The following is a 23,442-nucleotide window of genomic DNA, read 5'->3' on the forward strand; positions in this document are numbered from 1 at the left end:
GCGACACCGCGATCCGCAGCTTGCCCGCCTCCGGCGCCGGCACGTGCCGCGGGAGGGGCCGCTGCACGTGCCGGCGCCGGAGGCGGGCAAGCTGCGGATCGCGGTGTCGCGGACGCGGCCGCCGGAGTTCGTCCGGCGGCTGGCGGACGCGGTCGAGCCGGACGTGGAGCTGGTGCCGATCGGCTCGGCGGGCGCGAAGATCTCCGCGGTGCTGCTCGGGGAGGTCGACGCGTACGTGCACGCGGGCGGCCAGTACGAGTGGGATTCGGCGGCTCCGGCGGCGGTGGCGCTCGCCGCGGGCGCGCACGCGTCGCGGGTCGACGGGGCGGCGCTGGCCTACAACCGTGAGGACCCCAGGTTGCCGGATATCCTGGTGTGTCATCCCGTGTCGGCGTCGACGCTGCTGACCGGCATCCGGGACGTGAGCGACGCGCTGCCGACGTGACCCCGCTTCGCGGCCGTCGTTCGAGCCGGTGGACGGGTGCGCCCGTCGCGTGCCACCGGTAGTACCTGCCAGTTCGTGGAGAGAAGCCCCAGATCATGCAGCGTGGCGATTATCTGCTGTCCCAGTTGGACGTCCTAGAGTCGGAGTCGATTCACATCTTCCGGGAGGTGGCGGCCGAGTTCGAGAAGCCGGTGCTGCTGTTCTCCGGCGGCAAGGACAGCATCGTGATGCTGCGCCTGGCCGAGAAGGCGTTCTGGCCTGCGCCGATCCCGTTCCCGGTGATGCACGTCGACACCGGGCACAACTTCCCCGAGGTGATCGAGTTCCGTGACCGGCGGGTCGCCGAGACGGGCGTCCGGCTCGTGGTCGCGTCGGTGCAGGAGTCGATCGACAAGGGCCGGGTCGTGGAGGAGAAGGGGCGCCGCGCGTCCCGGAACCGGTTGCAGACGGTGACGTTGCTGGACGCCATCGAGGAGCACGGGTTCGACGCGGCGTTCGGCGGCGCCCGGCGCGACGAGGAGAAGGCCCGCGCCAAGGAGCGGGTGGTGTCGTTCCGCGACGAGTTCGGCCAGTGGGACCCGAAGAACCAGCGTCCCGAGCTGTGGAACCTGTTCAACACGCGGATCACGCGCGGCGAGCACGTCCGGGTGTTCCCCCTGTCGAACTGGACGGAGCTCGACATCTGGGACTACGTCCGCCGCGAGGGGCTGGAGCTCCCGTCGATCTACTTCGCGCACTCCCGGCAGGTGTTCGAGCGGGACGGGCTGCTGCTGGACGCGCAGACGGGGTTCGCCAACCGGGGCGACGACGAGCCGGCGTTCGAGGCGACGGTCCGGTACCGGACGGTCGGTGACGCGTCCTGCACGGGCGCGGTGAAGTCGGCGGCCGAGTCGCTGGACGAGGTGATCGAGGAGATCGCGGCGACGCGGATCACCGAGCGGGGGCAGACCCGCGCCGACGACCGGACGAGCGAGGCGGCCATGGAAGACCGCAAGAAGGAGGGCTACTTCTGATGGCCACCGCGTCATTCGAGAGCGGGTCGCCGGAGGCGCCGCTGACGCCGGAGCAGGCGCAGGCGTCCGGGAAGCCGATGGACATCCTGCGGTTCGCCACGGCGGGGAGCGTCGACGACGGCAAGTCGACGCTGATCGGCCGGCTGCTGTTCGACTCCAAGTCGATCTTCGAGGACCAGCTGGAGTCGGTGGAGCGGACCAGCGCGGACCGCGGCGAGGAGTACACGAACCTGGCGCTGCTGACCGACGGCCTGCGGGCCGAGCGGGAGCAGGGCATCACGATCGACGTGGCGTACCGGTACTTCGCGACGCCGCGCCGCAAGTTCATCATCGCCGACACCCCCGGGCACATCCAGTACACCCGGAACATGGTGACGGGCGCGTCGACGTCCGACCTGGCGATCATCCTGGTGGACGCCCGCAAGGGCATCCTGGAGCAGTCGCGGCGGCACGCGTTCCTCGCGACGCTGCTGCAGGTGCCGCACCTGGTGGTGGCGGTCAACAAGATGGACCTGGTCGACTACGACCGGGCCACCTACCAGCGGATCGTGGACGAGTTCACCGCGTTCGCCTCCAAGCTGGACGTCACCGACCTGACGTTCGTGCCCATTTCGGCTCTGCACGGCGACAACGTCGTGGAGCGCAGCGTCAACATGCCCTGGTACGAGGGGTCGTCGCTGCTCCACACTCTGGAGCACGTGCACATCGCGTCGGACCGCAACCTGATCGACGTGCGGTTCCCGGTGCAGTACGTGATCCGCCCGCACGCCTCCACCGACCCGGAGCTGCACGACTACCGGGGGTACGCGGGGCAGGTCGCGGGCGGCGTGCTGAAGCCGGGCGACGAGGTGGTGCACCTCCCCTCCGGGCTGACCACGACGATCACGCACATCGACGGGCCGCGCGGCCCGGTCGGGGAGGCGTACGCGCCGATGTCGGTGACGCTGCGGCTGGCCGACGACATCGACATCTCCCGCGGCGACATGATCGCCCGGCCGAACAACCGGCCGGAGGTCGCGCAGGACATCGAGGCGATGGTCTGCTGGATGACCCCGGACCGCACCCTCACCCCGCGGTCCAAGCTGGTCGTCAAGCACACCACCCGCACCGCGAAGGCGATGGTCAAGGACCTGCACTACCGGCTGGACGTCAACACCCTGCACCGCGACGAGCAGGCCGACGGGCTCGCGCTCAACGAGATCGGCCGGATCAGCATGCGGGTGACGCAGCCGCTGTTCGTGGACGACTACAGCCGCAACCGGCTCACCGGCGGGTTCATCCTCGTCGACGAGGCCACCAACAACACCGTCGGGGCCGGAATGATCATCGGTACCCGCTGACCCTCGCGGGCGTCGGCGCGCGGGACCGGACGGCGACCGTCCGGTCCCGCGCCCGTCGCCGTCCCCCCACAACTCAAGCCAAGGCAGGTCGTCGATGCCCCCATCCGTCGGAGTGGTGCTTCCCACGCACAACCGGCCGGAGCTGCTGCGCCGCGCGCTGGAGTCGGTCCTCGCGCAGGACTACGACGGGGAGCTGCGCGCCGTCGTCGTGTTCGACCGCGCCGAGCCGGACACGAGCCTGGCGGGCGACCGCGTCGAGGTGATCGCGAACACCCGCGAGCCGGGCCTGGCGGGCGCCCGCAACAGCGGCATCCTGCACCTGGGCACCGACCTCGTCGCGTTCTGCGACGACGACGACCAGTGGCTGCCCGGCAAGCTCGCGGCGCAGGTCGCGGCGCTGGAGGCGGCGGTGGCGGACGAGCCGGACACGGTGCTGTGCAGCTCGGGCATCCTCGTCGACTTCGACGGCCGGGAGCTGCCCCGGCTCGCCGGGACCGACCGCGTCACCTACGACGCCCTCATCCGCGACCGGATGATGAGCGTGCACTCGTCGACGTACGTGGCGCGCCGCGAGCGGCTCGTCGAGATCGGCATGGTGGACGAGTCGATCCCGGGCAGCCAGGGCGAGGACTGGGACCTCGCGCTGCGCGCCGCGCGCCGCGCCCCGGTCGTGAACGTCGACGTGCCGTACGTCCGGGTGCTGTGGGGGCTGACGTCGTACTACGCGCAGGCGTGGGAGACGAAGGTCGCGGCGCTGGAGTGGTTCCTGGAGCGGTACCCGGAGATCGGCGACGTGCCGGGCGCGGCCGCGCGGGTGTACGGGCAGCTGGCGTTCGGGTGCGCGACCGTGGGGCGCCGCAAGGACGCGCTGCGCTGGTCGGCGCGCGCGCTGAAGGCGAACCCCGCGGAGCGGCGGGTCCCGTTCGCGCTCGCCGTCGCGTCCGGCGCGGTGTCGGGCAAGCGGGTGCTGCTGGCGCTGCACGCGCGCGGGCGGGGGATCTGACCGGTCCCGGGCATGCGGCCTGGGCGATTCCCGCCCGGGCACGTCCGGGCGAACTGTACGGTGATGGGCACGTCGCGGGCATACGCGAAGCAGGCTTACGGGGCCGCCGCGGGTGCCGCGGCACGGCAGGCTTTTCGGTGAGGTGGCATGGCAGTGGACGCCCCCGTGCGGGTGCTGTTCATCGGGGCTCTCGGGCGCAGCGGTACCACGCTGATCGAGCGTCTCCTCGGTGAGCTTCCGGGCACCGTGTCGCTCGGCGAGGTCGTGCACCTGTGGGAGCGCGGCGTCGGAGCGGGCGAGCAGTGCGGATGCGGGGTTCCGTTCCCGGAATGCCCGTTCTGGGGGAAGGTCGGCGAGCTGGCGTTCGGCGGCTGGGACGCCTTCGACCTCGCGGAGTTCCGCGCGGCGAAGGACCCGGTCGACCGCACCCGCCACATCCCGGCGCTGTCGCGCGGCGGCGGCGCCGACGCGGTCCCCGACGACCTGCGCGGGCCGCTCGCCGCGTACGTCCGGTACTACGAGCGGCTGTACGACGCGGTCCGGCGGGTGAGCGGCGCGCGGCTGCTCATCGACTCCAGCAAGCACGCCTCGCTCGCGTTCTGCCTGCGCTCCGCGGCCGCCGGGGGACGCCTCGACCTGCGGGTCGCGCACGTCCTGCGGGACAGCCGGGGCGTGGCGCAGTCCTGGTCCAAGGAGATCCGCCGCCCGGAGGCGACCGAGGCGAGCCCCGAGCAGTACATGGCGCGCTGGTCGCCGCACAAGGTCGCGATGCACTGGAACGCCGCCAACGGGGCGTTCGCGCTGCTGGGGCGCCGCGGCGTCCCGGTGCGGACGGTCCGGTACGAGGAGTTCCTCGCCGACCCGCGCGGGACGCTGCGCGCCATCGCCGAGTTCGCCGGGCTCCCGGTGTCGGACGGCGACCTGGCGTTCCTCGAGGACGACCACGCGACGCTGTCGGCGAACCACACCGCGTCGGGCAACCCGATGCGGTTCACGACGGGACGGGTCGAGCTGCGCCGCGACGACGCGTGGCGCGAGAAGATGCCGCCGGCGCGGCGCCGGGCCGTCACCGCACTGACCCTGCCGCTGCTGCGGCACTACGGATATGTCTGACCGATCCCTTTCCCCTCATCCCTTCCCCCGAGCCGCTGCGAGGAGCCGTTCCGTGCGCGTACGACCGCCCGCAGGCCGCCGCCTGTCCCTCGTCCTGCCCGCGGCCGCCGCGGCGGCGCTGCTGGCGCCGCCCACCGCCGCCCACGCCGACCCCGACATGACGCTCGTGGTCGACTCGGTCGCGGAGGCCGGGTACTACGTGGACTCCGGCGCCAAGTACTTCCAGTCGGACGGCGCGCTGGACCTGCTGCGCGACAACAAGGCGCTGCACTCCCCGGTGTTCGTCGCCGTGCTGCCGCAGGGCCAGTCGCCCGACGCCGTCCTGAACGGCCTCGTCCAGGGCGTGGGCCGCAAGGGCACCTACGCGGTGATCAGCGGGCAGCAGCTGCGGGTCAAGTCGACCGCGCTGCCGCAGTCGCAGGTGAAGTCGGCCTACGACAAGGCGGTCGCGGCGAACGGGTCCCGGCCCGACAAGGCGCTGATCGGCTTCGTGAAGCTGCTGCCGGAGGCGGAGGGGCTGCCGCCCCGCGAGGACCCGAAGAAGATCGAGGAGAAGGCCGCGCAGCCGCCGCTCGCCGAGACGAAGGTCGGCGAGGACAAGGCGCAGGCCAGCGAGCACGCCGAGGCCGTGCAGAACCGGGCGGCGCAGGAGGCGGCGGACGACGGCGGGTTCCCCGTGCTGCCCGTCGCGGGCGGCGGCGTGGTGCTGGTGCTGCTCGCGGGCGGCGGGTTCCTGCTGTGGAAGCGCCGCAGCGCCGCGCCGGCCGCGGCCGCCGCAGCCGGCCCCGGCGGTTCAGCCGCCCCGGGGCCCGGAGCCGGCGCCCCCGGCGCCCCCGGTGCCCCCGGGGCTCCCGGGGCCGCTCCGGCGGCGGGACCGCAGGAGCAGCCACCCGCAGGCCCCCAGGGCGGCCAGCACCCCGGCGCCCCCGGCGGCGGCGAGCACCGGCCCTAGCGCGTCGCCGCGCGCGTCCTCTTCCTCGTCCCGGCAGTTCGGCGGGCAGGGGACGCGCGCGCCGAACACCGGCGCGGCGGCCATCGCCCGCCACGCCCGCAGGGACCGCTCCGAGCTGCGGTAGTCCCAGGCGCAGGTCGGGCCCTCGGGCCGCGCGTGCCGGGCGTCCCAGTGCAGCAGCGCCGTGTACCGGCGGTACTCCGGCCGCTGGAGGAGCGCGGTCGCCTCGGCGAGCCAGCGCGCCTTGCGGCCGGGGTCGGCCGGGTCCTCGACCGTGCCGGTCTCCAGGATCATCAGCTGCTCGTCCGGATGCTTCTCGCCGAACCGGCGGTGCCGCTCGATCAGCTCGCCGAGCGGGCGCCAGCCCTCGTCGCGGCCCCGGCAGGTGAACCAGTTGTAGGCGTCCACGCCGATCGCGTCGACGTGGTCGTCGCCGGGGTAGTAGCGGGCCGCGTCGCGGCCGAACGCCGCGTCCGTCATCGTCCACACGTACCGGACGTTGCGCGCGCCCTCCTCCCGGAACACCGCCACGACGCGGCGCCACGCGTCGGTGTACTCGCGCGGCCGCCCCATGCCCGAGGACGCGCCGTTCTCGGGCTCGTGGTTGAAGGTGAACCACACGTTGCCGGGGAGTTCCTTCAGCGCGCGCGCCTGCCGCCGGATCTCGTCATCGATGGCGCTTCCGGGGGGCGCCGAGGCGATGTCGGCCCACCGCAGCTTCGAGCCGTCCGGGCGGCGCGCCTTCACCGAGATGAAGAAGACGTGCGAGCGGGCCCGCGACCGGACGAAGTCGTCCACGACCGGCTCGCCCCACCGCCGGAACACCCGGACGGCGCCGAGCGGGCGCCCGGTCTCGCGCTCCCGCTCGGCGAGGTCGGCGTCGCCGTGCGCGGTGGCGCCGAGCAGCATCGGCGCGCGCCCGCCGTCCGGCGCGGCGGACCCGGTGGCCGGCGCGGTGGCGGGCGCGGCGGCGGGGGAGGGGGACGCCGCCCGCGCGGGCCCGGCCCCGGCGACCGGCGCGGCGGTCGCGGCGCAGAGCGCGGCGCCCGCCAGCAGCGCCGCCGCGCCGCGGCTCCGCCGCGGCCGCGCCGGGTGCGTCACCGGCTGTCCCGCGGCTGCATCAGGAACAGCAGGTGGCTGCCGCCCGCGGCGGCGGACAGGAACGTTCCCGCGCGGGCGCCCTGCGCGAGGATGATCGGGCCGGGCCGGGCGCGCGGCAGCCGGCTGCCGGCGCCGAGCTGCCCCTTGCCGTCGGCTCCCCAGGTCAGCGCGCTGCCGCCGGCGAGCAGCGCCACCCCGAACCCGTCGCCGGCCCGGACGCCGGTGACGCCGCGCAGCCGGGGCGTGTGGGAGCCCTTCACCGGGACGGGACGGGCGGACGGCCGCGTGCCGCCGTCGCCGAGCTGCCCGTTGCCGTTCGAGCCCCACGCCACGATCGTCCCGTCCTCCAGCAGCGCGTAGTTGTGGTTGCCGCCCGCGGCGACCGCGGTGACGTCCCCCAGCGGGGCGCCGCCGGACGGGCCGGCGACCGGGGCGGGCGCCCAGCGGCCCTGGACGGTGCCGTCGCCGAGCTGGCCGTGGTCGTTCTTGCCCCAGGCCAGCACGGTGCCGTCCCGCAGCCGGGCGATGGCGTGCTTCTTGCCCGCGGCGAGCTCGGCGACCCCGGTGAGCTGCCCCTGCCCGCCCGCGCCGCTGACGGGTGCCGGCAGGGCGCGGGCCCGCACGCCCCCGGTGCCGAGGATCCCGGCGAGGTTGCCGCCCCAGGACAGGACGCGCCCGTCCCGCAGCGTGACGAGGCACGCCTGGTCGCCCGCCGCGATGGACGTGACGCCGGTGAGCGGCGCGTCGCCCTCCGGGGTGCGGACGGTCGTCGGGAGGGCGGGGGCCTCGGTGGTGCCGATGCCGCGCTGGCCGCTGCCGCCCGCGCCCCACGTCACGACCCGTCCGTCCGCCAGCAGCGCGAGCGACAGGTTCCCGGAGGCGGCGATACCGCTGACGCCCCGCAGCTCGCCCTCGGCGCCGTCCGGGGCGCGCACCGGGACGGGCACGGACCTGGGCTTGCTCGTGCCGTCGCCGAGCTGCCCGTTGCTGTTGGCGCCCCAGGCGAGGACGCGCCCGTCTTCGAGCAGCGCGAGCGAGTGCCGCTTCCCGGCGGCGAGGGCCTTCACGCCGGTCAGCGTGCCCCGCCCGGTCGGGGCGCGGACGGGCCCGAGCGCGACGTCGAACCCGTCGGCCTTGCGGCCGAGCTGGCCGAAGTCGTCGAGGCCGACGCTCCAGACCTCCCCGGCCGTCGCGGCGGGCGCGGTGGGGCGGGTGTCCTCGGCGTCGGCGCCGCCGCAGGCGGCGGTCAGGGCGAGGCAGAGGGCACCGGCCGCGGCGGGCGCCGCGGCCGTCCGCAGGGACCTCACGGACGCCGGTCGGGCATCGTGCGGTCCGGCGGCAGGCCGGCGCCCGGCCACATGCCGTCGGGGACCGTGCGGTCCGGCGGGAGCATTCGTTCTTCCATGGGCGGGACGGTCCGTTCTGCGGGGGTGGACGCGGCGGTGGGGCCCCGGCCGGCGCCGCGGCGCCGCAGCAGGGCCTTGAACGCGGTGAGCGACAGCCGTTCCCGGCCGGTCCAGAGCAACACCGCGTATCCGGCGGTCCCGAGGGCGACGCCCAGCGCCAGCGCCGGGACCGTCGCGCCCAGTGCCGCCTGGACGCTCACCGGGAGCATACCGAAGCAGATGACGGCATAAGCGATAGATCGCCACAATCCGGCACCGGTGGGAAGGATGCCCAGAATCCGGTGGATCTGCAGCAGCGGCAGCACGTTCCGCGTGGCGAGCGCCGCGGCCCGCGCCGCGGCCGCGCCCGGCACCCCGAACAGCGGGATGAGCACCACGTTCAGCACCATGTTCACCGCCAGCGCGGCGGCGTTGTTGCCCAGGCTGAGCCCGCTGCGCCCCGCCATCAGCAGGACGACGTCCGCCGGGCCGATCGCCGTCGCCAGCAGCATCGTCAGCGCCAGCACGATCGTGGTGCTCCGCCCCTCGTCGGCGTACTCGGGACTGAACACCATGAGGAACACGTGCGCCCCGGCGGCGAGCGTCAGGTACAGCGGCCAGGTGACGGCGACGGTCCACGTCGTCCCGACCGCCATGACCCGCTGGGCGCCCGCGACGTCCTCCGTCGCCATGTGCCGGCTCACCGCCGGCTGCATCACCTGCTGCAGCGACTGCGCGGCGAGCTGCCCGAACACGATGAACCGGGTCGCGGCCGTGTAGATCGCGGCCTCCCGCGGGGAGGCGAGCGCGGCGATGAGCACGATGTCCGAGCGCTGCAGCGCGGTCTGGCAGATCTGCGCCAGCGAGCGCGGCGCGGTGAACCGCCAGAACGGCCCCGCGAGGTCGCGGACGGGCGCGGGCGCCCCGCCGCCCCCCGCGCGCCGCGCGAGCGCCCGGTACTGGACGGCCGCGATGAGCACGCCCGGCACGTACGGCAGGCTCCACGCCAGCGCCAGGACGGCCGCGTCGCCGTCGACGGCGTACGCGACCAGCACCCCGGCGACCTGCGCCACCTGCCGGAAGATCTTGTCGACCAGCACGGTGGGCCGCATCGAGCCGTGCCCGCGCGTCGCGGCCAGCAGCGCGTCCTGCGCCGCCGCCGCGGGCAGGAACAGGCCGAGGACCCGCAGCATCGCCGTCGTCTCGCCGGGCGCGTCGCCGTGCACCAGCGCCGCGAACCACGGCGCCGTGGCCACCATGGCCAGCCCGGCCAGGCACGCGGTCGCCAGGACGGGGACGAGCGCGATCGGCACCGTGCGGCGGGCGTTCGCCCGCGCGCCCAGCGCCAGGTGGTGCGGGACCCAGCGCAGCAGGCCCGCGTCGCTGCCGAGCCCCGACACCGCGTTCAGGATGAGGAACAGCGACGTCGCGGCGAAGAACGCGCCCGCCAGCGCCTCGTCGTACGTCCGCACGACCGCGACGATCAGCACGAACCCCATGAGCCCGGCGCACATCGCGCCGACGAGGTTCAGCGCGCCGCCGCGCGCGAGCTTGCCGAGATCGGCGTTCGCGCCCCCCGGCGGACCGGGGGCGCCGGATGTCGCGGTGGTCATCTGCCCTCAGAGGTGGAAGTCGTCCCGGGTCCGGTTGGTCGGGCTGCCCTCGTCGGCGCCGCCCGCGACCGACTTGTCCTGCGGGTCCGGGGTGTCGCGGCCCGCGAGCCGGTCGGACCCGAAGTGCTGCGACGCGCCGCGCGTCCCGTGCCGTCCGGTGCCGCGCCCCGAGGCCGGGCGCCGGTCGGCGGGCTTGTCGGAGCGCCGTCGCCCGGCCGTCCCGTTCGCCGGGGGACTCGCCGGAGGACTCGACGGGGGAGTCGAGGGAGGGCTCGCCGGGGGACTCGACGGGGGGCCGGCCGGCGGCGGCGACTTCGCCAGGCCGCTCGCGGTCGGCGTGCCCTGCGGCGGGCCGCTCTGGGCCGGGCCCGCCTGGCCGGGGCCGCCCTGGGGGCCCTTCGGCGGCGGGCTCTTGGGCGGCGGGCTCTTCGGCGGGCCGCTCTTGCCGGGACCGGCGGGCAGCGCGGGCAGCTGCACCGTCGTGTTGGTGTCGGACTCGTCGACCGGCGGGCGGGCGCCGCCGCGCGGCGGCGCGGACCGCCGCCCGCCGCGCGCCCGGCCCTCGCCGCGCCCCTCGCCACGTCCCTCGGCGCGTCCGTCGCCCGCGTCGCCGGTGCGGCCCCACTCGCCGGGCGGGCCGGAGCGGCGCCGGTCGGCGGCGCGCCCGCCGGGCTGCTGCTGCGCGGGCGCCGGGCGGGGCGCGGTGGCGTGCCGGACGGGCCGCGGCGGGACGCCCGACGACGACTCGATGACGACGCCCAGCACCGTGGAGCCCGCGTGGACGACCTCCGCGTACGCCTGCTGCAGGTCCTCGCGGGTGGTGACGCCGTCCTGGACGACGAGGACGACGGTGTCGACGAGCGTGCACAGCGCCTGCGTGTCGGCGTCGTGCACGTCGGGCGCGTTGATCAGCACGAAGTCGGCGCGGTCGCGGAGGGTGTCGACGGCGTCGCGCATCCGCGGGCCGCTGAACCGGTGCGAGGCGGCGGCCGGGTTCGTGCCGCGCGGCAGCAGCCGCAGCTGCGAGTCGGCGTGGATGAGCAGCGCCGCCGGGTCGGTCCCCTTGAGCAGGATCTCCGACAGGCCCTTGCCGGGCGGCAGCCCGAACGACGCCGCCGGGTCCGGCTCGTCGGCCGTCGCGTCCACCAGGATCGTGTCCGACCCCGCGTAGGCGAGCGCGACCGCCAGGTTCGTCCCGGTCGTCGAGGTGGTCGTCGCGGGCGTCGCGCCCGCCACCAGCATCGTGATCGGCGTCGCCTGGATGTTCGCGACGATCCCCGACCGCAGCCGCCGGTACGCCTCGCCCGCCGGGGTGCGCGCCCCGTCCGCCAGCGCCAGCTCCCCGCCCGCGCCGGGCGGCACGATGCTCAGCACCCGCAGGCCCATCGCCTCGACCTGCTCGCCGGTGCGCAGCCGCCGGTCGAGCCGCTCCCGGGTCAGCACCAGCGCCAGGCCGAGCAGGGCGCCCGCGACGAGGCCGGCCGCGCCGAAGATCCCGATCCGCGCGACGCCCGCGCCGCCCGTCGCCGCCGCCGGGTTGATCACCTGGCCGGGCTCCACCGGGGTGCTGCTGACGTCGTTCTTCTGCTCGTCGATCACGCCGAGCTGGTTGGCGTACGCGGTGATGCGCTGCCCCAGCAGGGTGCGCTGCGCGCTGGACGCGGTCGCGAGCTGCTGGTTGGCCTGCGTCATGTTCTCCTGAACCTTGGCGGCCTGCTCCTCCAGCTTCTTCAGCTTGCCGTCGATGACGGCCTGCGCGCGCTGCTGCCGGTACTTCAGGTACGCCTCGGCGAACGCGCGCGCGCCCTTCTCGGCGCCGTCGCCGCTGCTCGCGTTGTAGACGATGTTCAGGATCTGCGTGTTCGGCGGGACGACGGTCGACACGTTCGCCCGCAGCGTGGAGACGTCCTCGCCCTTGAGCTTCTGCTGGACGAGCTCGGCGACCGCGTCGGTCTGCACGAGCTGCGCCTCGGTCTCCAGGTTGATCAGGTCGTCGCCGCGGCCCTCGGGGGAGTAGGGGTTGCCCTCCAGCGGCGACACCAGCACCGACGCGGTCGCCGAGTACTGGGCGGGGAGCAGGACGCCCGCGCCGACGCCGGCCACCGTGCCCGCGACCACGAGGGCGATGAGCAGGCGCATGCGGCGCCGGAGCATCGCGACCAGCTGGCCGCGTGCCTCCGCCGAGTGCTCAACCGCCACATCGATTCCCTTCGCTCGACTCGCTCGTCCAGAGCCGGGTCGTCAACGCCATGACTTTATCTTCCGTTCACCTACGTTGGTCCGTCTCAACGGCCGGCGGGCTCGGCCAGAATCAGCCCCCGCGCGGGCACGGCCGTCTCGGCCAGCACCGCGATCCCGCGCGCGACCTCGACGTCGACGGTCGTCCCCCGCTCGGCCACCACGACCGTCAGATCGCAGAACGTCGCCAGCGTCAAGGTGTCCACGCTGGCCAGTTCGGGTCCGGTCACGATCACGATCTCGGCCTCCGCGCGGGCCCGGTCCACGGCCTCCCGCAGGCTCCGGTCGCCGTCGGTGATCCGCACCGTCCGCCGGACGCAGTTCGCCGTCTCCGGGAACGCCCGCGACGTCTGGACGTCCCCGTCCGCGCCGTCCTGGCGCAGCACCAGCAGCATGGTGGACGAGCCGCCGTTCGCGCACAGCCGGGCCAGCTCCCGCGCCGCCGGCAGCGCCGCCCCGGCGGGCGCGCCGGCCAGCAGGACGCACCGCGCCTCCTCGTCGAACACCAGGTTCCGCAGCCGCCGGCACGTCCCGTCCCGGTCGGCCTCGTCGGGCGCCGTGCGGCCGAACACCGGGATGTCGGTGCGCAGCACGACCGACTCCTCGTCGCGCACCCGGCGCGGCCGGCGGTCCCGCAGCAGCGCGATGCCGAGCGCGAGCGTCAGCCCCGCCGCCGCGCCGGTGGACAGCGCGACGTCCCGCCGCCGGTTCTCCGTGCGCTGCGGCAGGCTCGCGTACCGGATGATCTCGCCGCTCTCGAGGTCGGCGCCGTCGATCGCGGAGAGCTGGTTGCGGACCTCCTTGAGCTGCTTCTGCACGGCCTGCCGCCGGGTCCGCGCCGTCAGCTGCGACTGCGACGCGTTCTCGTCGGGGAACGTCTTGAGCTGCTCCTCCAGCACCGACTCGCGCCGGGCCAGCGATTCGCGGTTGCGCTGCCGGACGCCGCCGAGGATCTGGTGCCGCAGGTTCAGGTAGGACTCGCCGACGATCGCGGCGCCGTCCCGCGCCTGCTCCGGCGTCGGCGCCCGCACGCCGATTTCCAGCACCCGCGTGTTCGACGGCACGGTGATGGTCACCCGCTCCCGCAGCGCCCGCGGCGACCCCCGGAAACCCGGGACCGTCGCGAGCCGCTCGATGACCTCGTCGGACCGGACGAGCTGCGCCTCGGTGTCGACCGTGGACGGCTTCGGCGGGCGGGTGTCCTCCGCGTCGTCGCCCGGCCCCAGCAGCTGCCCGATGTGCAGCGGCACGCGCGGCGCCAGCACGTTCACCGTCGACACGTAGCTCTTCGGCGCCAGCACCGCGACGAGCAGCCCGCTCGCCCCGAACAGGGCGGGCAGGACGCAGAACAGCACGAGGTGCCGCCGGGCGAACCGCGCGTACCGGGTCAGCGGGACGGCGTCCGGATCGCGGACGACCGGTTCGCGGGGCCCGCGGCCCGGCGGCACCGGGCGGCCGGGACGCCCGCGGCGCCGTCTCATCGCCGCCAGGGCGGCACCTCGCCCAGCAGGTCCGCCAGCCGCTCGTCGTAGGGCCGGAAGTGCTCGTCCAGCCGCGCGCGCAGCGCGTCCGGCATGGGGGAGCGGGGCCGCGCGTTGGTCTGCTCGAACTTGGCCGGGTGGACGCGCGGCAGCCCGAGCCGGTCGAGGATCCGGTCGTACACGGGCTCGGGCGTCGCGAAGAAGTCCTCCGCGAAGACCACCATGACCCGGTCGCGGCCGAACAGCTCGAACAGCACCTCGATCTGCTCGACGTACCGGCTCCGGTCCAGGTACGCCTGGTGCCGGTGCGCGTGGCTCAGGTACGCCGGGTCGGCGGCGATCTTCTCGAGTTCGCCCGCCAGCCGCTCCGGCTCCAGTTCCAGCGCCCGCTCGAACTCCTCGGTCTCGAACCCGCGCATCAGCTCGTGCCGGTGCGCCGAGTACGCCCGCTCGACCGGGTCGCGCAGCGTCGCGAGCAGCTTCACGCCCGGCAGGTCCGCCGCGATCCGCCGCGGCGCCAGCGGGTGGTGCATGTAGTAGCCCGCGGACTCGAACGCGATCGGCTCGACGCCGTCCAGTCCGGCCGCCTCCAGCCGCTTGCGGGCGGCGGCGCGGCGCGGGAAGTGCCCCTGGTACCAGGCCATGCCGCGGTGGTACTCGACGTCGAAGTAGTGGACGCCCTTGTGGAAGTTCGGCTGGACGAGCGCCGGGTGCTCGGCGAGCGCCCGGAACAGCGACGTGGTCCCGCCGCGCTGGGTGCCGACCATCAGCAGGCCGGGCAGCATGCGGGAGTCGGCGGTGAGCCGGCCGACGGTGCGGGTCGCGCCGCGCCCGGCCTCCTTGAGCCACTGGGGTGCGTCGCGGCGGGAGATCACGGGGTTCCTCCGGAGGGCTGTGCGGTGTGCTCGGCGAGCATGTGGAGAAGGCCGTCGGCCTGGGCGCGGACCGCCTCGCCGCGCGGGCCCGTCCCGGCGCGCTGGTAGCGGCAGCACAGCGCCAGCAGGTAGAGGTCCAGGGTCGCCTCGGCCGCCGCCGCGGACAGCCCGAGCGGGGCGGCGCGTCCGCTCCTGCAGACGGTAGTGCACGAGGTCGAAGCCGAGCGGCACGCGCGGCTCGAACCGCTCCCAGTCCCACAGCCGCAGGACGCCCCGGTGCCACGCCATGTTCCACGGCGTCCAGTCGCCGTGCCACGCGCCGAACTCCAGGTCGAGGGCGCCGTGCCGGGCCTCGATCTCCGTGATCACCGCGTCGAGGCGGGCGGCGCGGGCGGGGTCGCCGAGCGCGGCGGGCGTGCCGCGGACGGCCTCCCAGAACGCGCTGCCGGCGAGCCGCTCGCGGGCGAGGCCGTCCACGCCGGCCAGCGCGAGCATCGCCGCGACGGGCGCCTCCTCCCGCGGCCGCCGGCCGCGGGCGCTGGTCGGCAGCGGGGACAGCACGAGCAGCGTCATCCCGTTCCACTCGCCGTGGTGCAGGACGCGCGGGACCTCGACGCCGGGCGGCGTGCGGTCCGCGAGGTGCTCGAGCGCGGCGGCCTCGTCGGCGATGAGGGCCCGCGTCGCCTCGTTGTCGCCGACCTTGACGAACGCGGCGGCCCGTCCCTTCGGCGTCAGCGCGTGCAGGATCGGCTTGCGGTTCGCGCGGGCCGCCGGGCCGAGGCCGATGACGACGACGACGTCCCGGCCGAGGATCTCGCCGAGCCGGTCCTCGACGGACGGCCCGCCGCCGCGCACGGTGATCCGGTCGCGGAGCGTCCGGCCGGGCAGCCCGGTGCGGGCGGCCGCGGCGCCCGCCGCGCGGGCGAGCCGCTGCTTGGCCGTCAGGTCGTGGCTGTAGCGGCGCAGCGCCGCCGCCGCGACGCCCGCGCGTCCGGCCGGCAGCAGCAGGCGGGGCGCCGCGGCGTTCGGCAGGAAGCGCAGTTCGCGGTCGGCCCGCCCGGACGCGTCGCCGGGGAAGGAGACCTCCGCGCCCGGCCACAGGTCCGCCACGGTCTCCACCCAGGGACCGGCGAGGTCGCTCATGACGCCGCCTCGCCGCGCTTCGCCGCGCGCGCGTCCCGTTCGGCGCGCCACATCAGCGCGACCGCGATCATCACCGTGTACAGCGGTACCTCCACGATGTCGTAGACGAAGAGGAAGAGCCCGGACGCGACGAGCACGCAGCACCCGGCGAGCGAGTAGGCCGTGTGGTCGCGCCAGTGGCGGCCGAAGCGCCTCAGGAAGAATGCCAGGAAGGCGAGGGTGCCGCCGAGTCCGTGCGCGAAGACCAGCAGCCACAGGTGGCCCTGGGTGCCGAGCGGCGGCACCGCGCACGCGTCGCAGTCGGGCCGCGACCCGCCGCCCACCGAGTTGAAGTTGCCCTGGACGTCGCGGGTGGAGCCGAACCCGACGAGCGGCGACCCGGTCACCGTGGCCTGCACCGTCTCCACCGCGAGCTGGACGCGGCGGTTGTTGCTGTGCGGGTTGTTCAGCCGGTCGCTGATCATGCCGGGCAGCGGGGAGAACGCCACGACGACCGCGCCGACCGCGAGCACCGCCGCCGCGCGCGTCGCCATCTTCCAGCCGCCCGCGATGACGATGGACAGCGCGGCGTACCCGGCGATGAGCGCGAGCGCCAGCCACAGGCCCCGGTTCAGCGAGTACACGACCGGCCACAGCGACATGACGAGGATCGTGATCCCCGCGACGCGCTTCGTCCCGCGCGCCCGCGCCACCCACGTGATCAGGAAGAACGGGAGGAACAGCGCGTACGCGGCGCCCCAGGTGTTGGCGTACGCGAACGGCGCCATCGGCCGCGCCTGCTCGTACCCGAGGATGGACTCCACCTCGGCCGTCTTCGGGTGGACGATGTCCTCGATGAACGCGTTGGACGCCAGCGAGTTCGGCAGCAGCATCTCCACCGGCGACGTGAGCTGCAGGTTCGGCATCAGCAGGCCGATCATGCCGCCGACGGTCGTCACGATGAACATGACCCCGAGGAGGTTGCCGATCTTGCCCGTGGGCAGGTCGCGCTCCTTGGTGTTGCCGATGTAGAGCAGCACGATCGTGCAGGCGAGGTACCAGGCGTACCGCCAGAAGAACACCAGCAGCCGTCCGGCGCCGCCGCTCTGCTGCGTGCCGGGCACCTCGGCCCAGAGGGTCGCCGCGCCGAACAGCACCCAGACCAGGAACAGCAGCCACGGGCCGAAGCCGCGCGGGACGACGATGCGGTCGCGGCGGCGCCACAGGTACAGCCCCATCGGGACCGCCATGATCATGAAGATCAGCGCGCCGAGGCCGAGCAGCCACCACAGCGGGAACAGCAGGAAGATCGCCGTCAGCGGCCAGCCGGGCCGCAGCCGGACGAGCGGCGGGTCCGCCCGCGCGGGCAGCCGGGGGAGGCCGGGGTCCGGCTCGTCCGGGACGCCCGCTCCCGCGCGCCGCCCGGCGGGGGAACGTCTCGTCACCGTGCCGGCCACGTGCCCCTCCCTTTACCGTTCGAAGTACTGGATCCTAACCGCCGCGCCGGGATGCGCCGGATGTCCCGCATGATGCACGAGCCGCGCCGTCCCGCGTGGCCACCTTCGGGCAACCGGGTGAAATGTGGGGGTTCACCCGGAGGTGTGGGGCTCGCAGGCGGTAGTGTTACCCGGCTTGACGCCCGTGAGGCAGGGCGTATCGGGGGATGTCGTTCGATCGGCAGGACGGTTGAGGAGAACACGCGTGCGCTGGAGAAGACTGTGCACCTTGGCCACGGCGACGGCACTGGCCGCCGCCGGGCTCGGCGTCGCCGGAGTCGGGACGGCCGCCGCCGCCCCGGGCGGCTCCCTGGTCAGCGAGAACCCCGTTGACTTCACCCCCCACGTCCAGGACGGCTCGGTCAAGGCGATCGTCCAGGTCGGTGACACCATCTACCTCGGCGGCTCGTTCACCCAGGTCAAGGAAGCGGGCGCGAACAAGCCGGTGGTGAACCGCGCCCGGCTGCTGGCCTTCGACGCCACCACCGGACGGCTCGACACGGCCTTCGACCCCGCCGTCGACGCGGGCGAGGTCAGCGCCATCCTGCCCGCGCCCGACGGCGAGAGCCTCTACATCGGCGGCAGCTTCAACGCCGTCGACGGGCAGACGCACCGCAAGCTCGCCCGGATCGACGCCGCGACCGGCGCGCCGATCGCCGGGTTCCAGCCGGACCTCACCGGCCGGGTCCGCGACCTGCGGATGGCCGGCGGACGGCTCTACGTCGCCGGGCAGTTCACCCACGTGAGCGGCGTCGCGCAGCCCGCGTTCGCCACCCTGAACCCGACCACCGGCGCCCGCGACGCGTTCTACGACCTGGAGGTCGCCGGCACCCAGAACGGCGGCTACACCGCCGTCATCAAGATGGACGTCACCCCGGACGGCTCCCGCCTCGTCGGCGTCGGCAACTTCACGTCCGTCGGCGGCCAGTCCCGGCCGCAGATCTTCATGCTCGACCTGACGGGCTCCAAGGCGGCCCTCGCGAACTGGCACACGGCCCGGTACGCCGACCAGTGCTCGCCGTCGTTCGACACCTACATGCGCGACGTCGATTTCGCCCCGGACGGCTCGTTCTTCGTCGTCACCACCACCGGCGGCCACCGCGGCTCCACCCAGATGTGCGACACGCACGCCCGCTGGGAGAACGCCGCCAACGGCACCGGCAAGCAGCCCACCTGGACGAACTGGACGGGCGGCGACACCTCCTACGCCGTCGAGGTCACCGACGACGCCGTCTACGTCGGCGGCCACTTCCGCTGGGCCAACAACCCGTTCGCGGCCGACAAGGCCGGCCAGGGCGCGGTCGCCCGCGAGGGCATCGCCGCCCTCGACCCGCTCACCGGACTCCCGTTCACCTGGAACCCGGGCCGCACCCGCGGCGTCGGCGTCTTCGACATCCTCGCCACCGGCCAGGGCGTGTGGATCGGCAGCGACACCGACATCGCGGGCGGCGAGACGCACCAGAAGGTCGCGATGTTCCCCGCCGCCGGCGGCACCGCGCTGCCGGTGCTGGAGCCCGGCGAGCTGCCCGGCGAGGTGTACTACGCGGGCGGCATCGGCGCCGGCGCCCAGAACTACCTCAAGCACCGCTCGTTCGACGGCTCCACCGCCGGGCCCGAGCAGACCGGCTCCACCGCCGGCGTCGACTGGCGCTACGCCCGCGGCGCGTTCATGCTCAGCGGCCGCCTCTACTACGGCGGCTCCGACGGCGGCTTCTACTCCCGCACGTTCGACGGCACCTCGCTCGGCGCGCAGACCCCGATCGACACCGCCGACCAGCTCGTCCCGATGACGACCTGGCACTCGCAGGTCAGCACCGTCCAGGGGATGTTCTACTCGGACGGCAAGATCTACTACACCCGCGGCGACGCGGCCCTGCACTACCGGCACTTCACGCCGGAGAGCGGCGTCGTCGGCGCGATCGAGTACACCGCCACGAACAACCTCGCTTCGGTCGACTGGCGGAACGTCGGCGGCATGTTCGTCTCCGGCGGGAAGCTGTACTACGTCGACAACACCAACGGGAACCTGCGCGCGGTGAACTTCGCCGCGGGCGTCCCGGGCGGCACGTCCGTGCTCGTGGACGGCGGCGACTGGCGCGGCCGCACGGTGTTCCTGCACGCGGCCGAGCCCAACGGCAAGCCCACGGCCGCCTTCACCCGCACCTGCACCGGCCTCGACTGCTCGTTCGACGGCTCCGCGTCCAGCGACGCCGACGGCACCGTCGAGTCCCTCGCGTGGGACTTCGGCGACGGCGGGACCGGCACCGGCGTGACGCCGCAGCACACCTACGACGAGCCCGGCGAGTACACGGTGAAGCTCACCGTCACCGACAACCGGGGCGGCACCGGCACCGCCGAGCAGACCGTCACGGTCGCCGAGGACCGGGTGCCCGTCGGGTTCCGCGGCACCGCCGGCTTCAACGAGAACACGACGAGCGCGGCCGTCACCGTGCCGCCCGGCGTCCAGGCCGGCGACGCGATGCTGCTGTTCGCGACCATGAACACCGACTCGTCCGACGTCACCCCGCCCGCCGGGTGGACCGAGGTCGGCACGCAGACGAACGGCGCCTCCCGGTCCACGCTGTGGCGGAAGGTCGCGGGGGCGGGCGACGCCGGGTCCGCCGTCACCGTCGGCCTCGGCGACTTCGCCAAGGTCTCCCTGCGGCTCGTCGCCTACTCGGGCACCGCGGCGTCCCCCGTCGCGGCGTCGGCGAAGGCGACCGACAACGCCGCCGAGCACAGCGCGCCGCAGGTCGCGGTGACCGAGCCCGGCAGCTGGGTCGTGTCCTACTGGTCCGACAAGTCGTCCACCACGACGGCGTGGACGCCGCCGTCGTCCGGCGAGCAGCGCGCCGTGAGCATCGGCAGCGGCGGCGGCCGCGTCACGTCGCTGCTCGTCGACAGCGGCGGCGCCGTCGCCACCGGGAACCACGGCCCCCTCACCGCGACGACGAACGCGTCGAGCCGCGGCCTGATGTGGACGGTCGTCCTGCGTCCCGCCGCCTGACCCGACGCACGGCGAGGCCCGCCCGGATCCGTTCCGGGCGGGCCTTCGCCGTCGAACGCGGACGCCGGACGAGCGTCACCGCGGCCGGGGCCCCCGCCCCTCACGGGCGGCCCAGGGGCCGAACGCGACGGCCCGCCCGGAGCCGGTGCTCCGAGCGGGCCGTCGCCGTGGTGGGTGGTGCGCCGGTGGGCGCGGGTCAGCAGAAGTCGTTCCACGCCTTGATGCTGGGCGCGTCGAGGAGGCGGAAGTCGCCGGTGGGCCAGTCGAGGTCGAAGTAGGCGACCCACAGGGCGTTCTTCTGCTCCAGGTACCGCGTCATGGACCGCAGCCACGCGGCGCGCTTCGCGCCGTCGTCGCCCGGGATGAGGTGGGCGCCCGTCTCGGCGACGCCGAACGGCAGGTCCTCCTGCGCGCTGACCTCGAGCACCTTCCCGTACATCTCGTCGGGCGTCTGGTACCGGCTCTTGGCGAGGTTGTAGGTGTCCCAGCCGAGGACGTCGATGACGTCCCGGCCCGGGTAGTAGTCGCGCCAGTTCCGCCGCGACTCCGGCTCCAGGCTCCAGCTCATGAGGACGAGCGTGGCCTTCAGCCGCGGGTTGTCCGCGCGGTCGGCGAGCCCGGCGAGGCGCCGCCACGCGGCACGGTAGTCGGCCGCCGTGAAGTGGCCGTCCGCGATGTTGTCCTCGGGCTCGTGGTAGTACACCCAGTAGACGTCCCGGTCGTCGGGCGCCTCCGCGAACCACCGCGCCATCTTCGCGTCGTGCTTCCCGGCGAGGACGTCCCGCGGGTTCATCTTGAACGAGACGACGGTCGGGCGCTTGCCGAGCTTGTCGCCGAACCGGCCGGGCCACGCGCCGGGCGTGCCCGGGTAGAACTGGCGGACCATGTCCAGGCGGCCGTAGCGGCGCTCGGCCTCCGCGAGGGCCTCCAGGTGGGTCTGCCCCCGGTCGACCTCCAGCGAGACGCCGCACAGCGTCCTGGCGTCCGTCCTGGAGCCGCCGCCACCGCCCCCGCCGCTCGCGTCGGGCTTGCGGGACGACGGCGCGGGCGCCGGGGCCGCGTCGCGGGCCTGCGGCGGCGACGCTTCGGGCGCCGACGGGGACGGGCTCGGCGCCGTGCTCGCCGTCGGCGCGGGCGCCGCGGCGGGCGCGTCCGGGGACAGGACGAGCCGGGGCCCCGCCGCGGTCTCGCCCGCCCGGAACCGGGCGGACGTGTGCCGCTGCGCGTTCACGAGGGCGAACGCGTAGTCGCCGGGCCCGTCGATCCAGCGGCTGACGTCGACCGTCACCCGCTCGTCCGGCCCGCCGGGGGCGTCCGGGCGGGGCAGCGGCACCCGGGCCAGCGGCCGTCCCGCGTGGGGCCGGTTCCGCCAGGACGTCTCGTGCTCCGACCAGCCGCCGGGCAGCGCCCGCAGCTCCACGTCCGCGGGGAGGTGGTCGAACCGCTCGAGGGTCAGCTCCAGCCGCGCCGACCGGAACGGCGCCGCCGTCGACGGGACGGTGAACGCCAGGTAGCCCTCGGTGTGCCAGTCGGGCCACGCGGCGGCGCTCACGACGGCGTGCGCGCCGCGGACCGAGTCGGGCTCCTCGCGGCTGACGTAGGTGTCGGCGGACGCGGGCACGACCGTGATGCGCTCGCTGCCGTCGACCGGGGCCGTCCGGTACAGGTCGCCGGGGGCGAGCACCACGCCGGCGCCCGCGGCGGCGGCGAGGACGGCGCCGAGCGCGGTCACCCGCAGCGCCCGCCGCCGGGTGCGGGACCGGGACCGGGCCCGCGCGGCGGCGGCCCGGCGGGCGCGGCGGTTCCGCGGCGGACGCCCGTCCGGACCGGCGGGACGTCCGAAGCTCGGCGGCGTCTCACCGCGCCGTTCCCACCCCGTCATGCCCGCTCCTCTCGCCAGTGCAGACTTACCGTAGCGGGAACATCCCGATCCGCCCATGGAACTCGCGGCCGAGCTGGTCGGTGTCACTGCCCACCAGCAGGCCCTTGGGGGTCGCGACGAGCGCCTCGACGCCGTGGCCGCGGCTGCGGGTCGGGTTCCACGACAGCGCCTTGCCGGTCTTCGGGTTCAGCGCCGCGATGCCGGGACGTGCGGCGGCGCCCGGACCGGGGGAGTCGGAGCCGTACGGGTTGTCCATCCAGCGCTGGTGCCCGCCGACGTAGACGGCGGCGCCGGTGACGGCCGTGGACAGCAGCGTGTCGCCGCCGGTGTGGTTGACCCACGTCGCCTTCTGGCCGGAACCGGTCTTGTTCGTCTCGAAGCGGGCGGCGGTGTCGCACATCTGGCGGGGCCCGTACGGGCCGCCGGTCGTCGTGACGACGAAGTACGAGCCGTCCGGGGAGAAGTCCATGCCGCGCATGTAGGTGTCGAACGCCGTCCGGTTGCAGGGCGACGTGTACGCGTCGGTCGCCCAGGTGGACAGCTTCGCCGTCTTCGCCGTCTCGATCATCGCGAGCTGGTAGCGGCGCTGCCCCTCGGCCCGGGTGAAGGTGCCGTTGACGACCAGCCGGGTGTCCTGCGGGTTCACGATGAGGTTCTGGACCTTCAGCTCGCCCGCGCGCGGCTCGCTCAGCGTGATGTCGAACGTCGGGTCGACGGCCCCGGTGGCGGCGTTGAGGCGCGCGAGCCCGGTGACGGCCGTCTTGCCGACCTGCGTGAACGTTCCGCCGACGTACAGCCGGGCGTCGCGCCGCACCATGCTCGACACGCGCCCCCACGGGATGGCGGGCTTGAACGACGGCACGACCTTGCCCGTCGACACCTGGAGCAGCGCGAGGGGGCCGGTCTTGACGCCCGCGACGTTCTTGAACCGGCCGCCCACGTACACCGTGCCGTCGGGGCCGGGCTGCAGCGCGTAGACGGTCCCGTCGATCTGCGGGACGAACGTCGTGGTGATCTTGCCGGTGGCCAGGTCGAACGAGAACAGGTTCGTGCGGGCCGCCGCCTTCGCGTTCCGGCCCGCGTTGCGCACCTGCTCGAAGTTGCCGCCGACGACGACCGTGGAGCCGACGACCGCGATGGCGCGGACCGTCCCGTCCAGGACGTGCGGCGTCGCGTCCACCGGGTCGGCCGAGACGACCGAGGAGTGGGCGATGTCGGCCGAGGCCGCGGCCGGGAACAGCAGGGCTGCGCCGAGGAGTGTCGCCGCGGCGGCAGAGCGCTTGCGCATGTCGGTCTCCGGGGGAAGGGCGTTGACCCGGCATGTTCTACCACGCAATTGATCGCCGCGTCCGGGTTTCGGCGGCGGCCGCCCGCGT

General features: G+C 74.8%; 15 protein-coding genes. 6 read left to right on the top strand and 9 right to left on the bottom strand.

Going from position 1 to position 23,442, the window contains the following annotated elements:
• From DMH08_RS04840 to DMH08_RS04860, 5 genes are all read left to right on the top strand, one after another.
• Positions 1 to 445 (top strand): inositol monophosphatase family protein (locus tag DMH08_RS04840; RefSeq protein ID WP_325052908.1); only part of this gene is annotated, 445 nt, incomplete at its 5' end.
• Positions 446 to 540: 95 nt separating this feature from the next.
• Positions 541 to 1,458: a sulfate adenylyltransferase subunit CysD gene (cysD, locus tag DMH08_RS04845; protein WP_026402231.1), complete on the top strand. Its 918-nt coding sequence runs from the start codon at positions 541 to 543 to the stop codon at positions 1,456 to 1,458.
• A 77-nt stretch (positions 1,459 to 1,535) separates the two neighbouring features.
• On the top strand, positions 1,536 to 2,798 hold the full coding sequence (locus DMH08_RS04850; RefSeq protein WP_125612050.1) for a sulfate adenylyltransferase subunit 1: 1,263 nt from the start codon (positions 1,536 to 1,538) through the stop codon (positions 2,796 to 2,798).
• Between the two features lie 112 nt (positions 2,799 to 2,910).
• The gene (locus tag DMH08_RS04855; protein WP_233617395.1) at positions 2,911 to 3,801 is read left to right on the top strand and encodes a glycosyltransferase; all 891 of its coding nucleotides are present in this window, start codon (positions 2,911 to 2,913) and stop codon (positions 3,799 to 3,801) included.
• A 147-nt stretch (positions 3,802 to 3,948) separates the two neighbouring features.
• Entirely contained in the window at positions 3,949 to 4,914 is a 966-nt protein-coding gene (locus tag DMH08_RS04860) for a sulfotransferase (protein ID WP_199747625.1), read from the top strand.
• A 793-nt stretch (positions 4,915 to 5,707) separates the two neighbouring features.
• Here the strand turns inward: DMH08_RS04860 and DMH08_RS04865 are convergent.
• The 7 genes from DMH08_RS04865 to DMH08_RS04895 form a co-directional block, all read right to left on the bottom strand.
• Positions 5,708 to 6,967 (bottom strand): glycosyl hydrolase, encoded by a 1,260-nt coding sequence (locus tag DMH08_RS04865; RefSeq protein WP_125611984.1) that lies wholly within the window; start codon positions 6,965 to 6,967, stop codon positions 5,708 to 5,710.
• Positions 6,964 to 8,274 carry an RCC1-like domain-containing protein gene (locus DMH08_RS04870; protein WP_026402225.1) on the bottom strand — a complete coding sequence of 437 codons (1,311 nt, stop codon included), beginning with the start codon at positions 8,272 to 8,274 and terminating at the stop codon, positions 6,964 to 6,966. Before DMH08_RS04870 ends, DMH08_RS04865 begins: the two co-directional genes overlap by 4 nt.
• Entirely contained in the window at positions 8,271 to 9,965 is a 1,695-nt protein-coding gene (locus tag DMH08_RS04875) for an oligosaccharide flippase family protein (RefSeq protein WP_125611986.1), read from the bottom strand. Before DMH08_RS04875 ends, DMH08_RS04870 begins: the two co-directional genes overlap by 4 nt.
• A 6-nt stretch (positions 9,966 to 9,971) precedes the next feature.
• Positions 9,972 to 12,164, bottom strand: coding sequence for a Wzz/FepE/Etk N-terminal domain-containing protein (locus DMH08_RS04880; protein WP_125611988.1), 2,193 nt, complete (start codon positions 12,162 to 12,164; stop codon positions 9,972 to 9,974).
• Positions 12,165 to 12,250: 86 nt separating this feature from the next.
• The gene (locus DMH08_RS04885) at positions 12,251 to 13,684 is read right to left on the bottom strand and encodes a hypothetical protein (protein WP_125611990.1); all 1,434 of its coding nucleotides are present in this window, start codon (positions 13,682 to 13,684) and stop codon (positions 12,251 to 12,253) included.
• The gene (locus DMH08_RS41425) at positions 13,681 to 15,702 is read right to left on the bottom strand and encodes a sulfotransferase (protein WP_233617396.1); all 2,022 of its coding nucleotides are present in this window, start codon (positions 15,700 to 15,702) and stop codon (positions 13,681 to 13,683) included. Before DMH08_RS41425 ends, DMH08_RS04885 begins: the two co-directional genes overlap by 4 nt.
• Positions 15,699 to 17,138, bottom strand: a complete 1,440-nt coding sequence (locus DMH08_RS04895) for a hypothetical protein (RefSeq protein WP_233617397.1) — start codon at positions 17,136 to 17,138, stop codon at positions 15,699 to 15,701. Before DMH08_RS04895 ends, DMH08_RS41425 begins: the two co-directional genes overlap by 4 nt.
• 268 nt (positions 17,139 to 17,406) lie before the next feature.
• Here DMH08_RS04895 and DMH08_RS04900 point away from each other — a divergent pair, with 268 nt between their 5' ends.
• Positions 17,407 to 20,184 carry a PKD domain-containing protein gene (locus DMH08_RS04900; RefSeq protein WP_125611992.1) on the top strand — a complete coding sequence of 926 codons (2,778 nt, stop codon included), beginning with the start codon at positions 17,407 to 17,409 and terminating at the stop codon, positions 20,182 to 20,184.
• Between the two features lie 196 nt (positions 20,185 to 20,380).
• Here DMH08_RS04900 and DMH08_RS42300 read toward each other — a convergent pair whose 3' ends face one another.
• Together DMH08_RS42300 and DMH08_RS04910 are read right to left on the bottom strand one after the other, a co-directional pair.
• The gene (locus DMH08_RS42300) at positions 20,381 to 22,066 is read right to left on the bottom strand and encodes a CBM96 family carbohydrate-binding protein (protein ID WP_125611994.1); all 1,686 of its coding nucleotides are present in this window, start codon (positions 22,064 to 22,066) and stop codon (positions 20,381 to 20,383) included.
• Positions 22,067 to 22,091: 25 nt separating this feature from the next.
• Positions 22,092 to 23,354 (bottom strand): delta-60 repeat domain-containing protein, encoded by a 1,263-nt coding sequence (locus tag DMH08_RS04910; protein ID WP_026402219.1) that lies wholly within the window; start codon positions 23,352 to 23,354, stop codon positions 22,092 to 22,094.
• Positions 23,355 to 23,442 lie beyond the last annotated feature (88 nt).

This window comes from Actinomadura sp. WAC 06369, from assembly GCF_003947565.1.
Taxonomy (GTDB): Bacteria; Actinomycetota; Actinomycetes; order Streptosporangiales; family Streptosporangiaceae; genus Spirillospora; species Spirillospora rifamycini.

What these genes read in the sequence shown, in the direction of transcription:
- DMH08_RS42300 (WP_125611994.1), bottom strand. Translation starts at nt 22,066, where the DNA reads ATGACGGGGTGGGAACGGCGCGGTGAGACGCCGCCGAGCTTCGGACGT.
- DMH08_RS04850 (WP_125612050.1), top strand. Translation starts at nt 1,536, where the DNA reads ATGGACATCCTGCGGTTCGCCACGGCGGGGAGCGTCGACGACGGCAAG.
- DMH08_RS04910 (WP_026402219.1), bottom strand. Translation starts at nt 23,354, where the DNA reads ATGCGCAAGCGCTCTGCCGCCGCGGCGACACTCCTCGGCGCAGCCCTG.
- DMH08_RS41425 (WP_233617396.1), bottom strand. Translation starts at nt 15,702, where the DNA reads ATGAGCGACCTCGCCGGTCCCTGGGTGGAGACCGTGGCGGACCTGTGG.
- DMH08_RS04875 (WP_125611986.1), bottom strand. Translation starts at nt 9,965, where the DNA reads ATGACCACCGCGACATCCGGCGCCCCCGGTCCGCCGGGGGGCGCGAAC.
- cysD (WP_026402231.1), top strand. Translation starts at nt 541, where the DNA reads ATGCAGCGTGGCGATTATCTGCTGTCCCAGTTGGACGTCCTAGAGTCG.
- DMH08_RS04885 (WP_125611990.1), bottom strand. Translation starts at nt 13,684, where the DNA reads ATGAGACGGCGCCGCGGGCGTCCCGGCCGCCCGGTGCCGCCGGGCCGC.
- DMH08_RS04860 (WP_199747625.1), top strand. Translation starts at nt 3,949, where the DNA reads ATGGCAGTGGACGCCCCCGTGCGGGTGCTGTTCATCGGGGCTCTCGGG.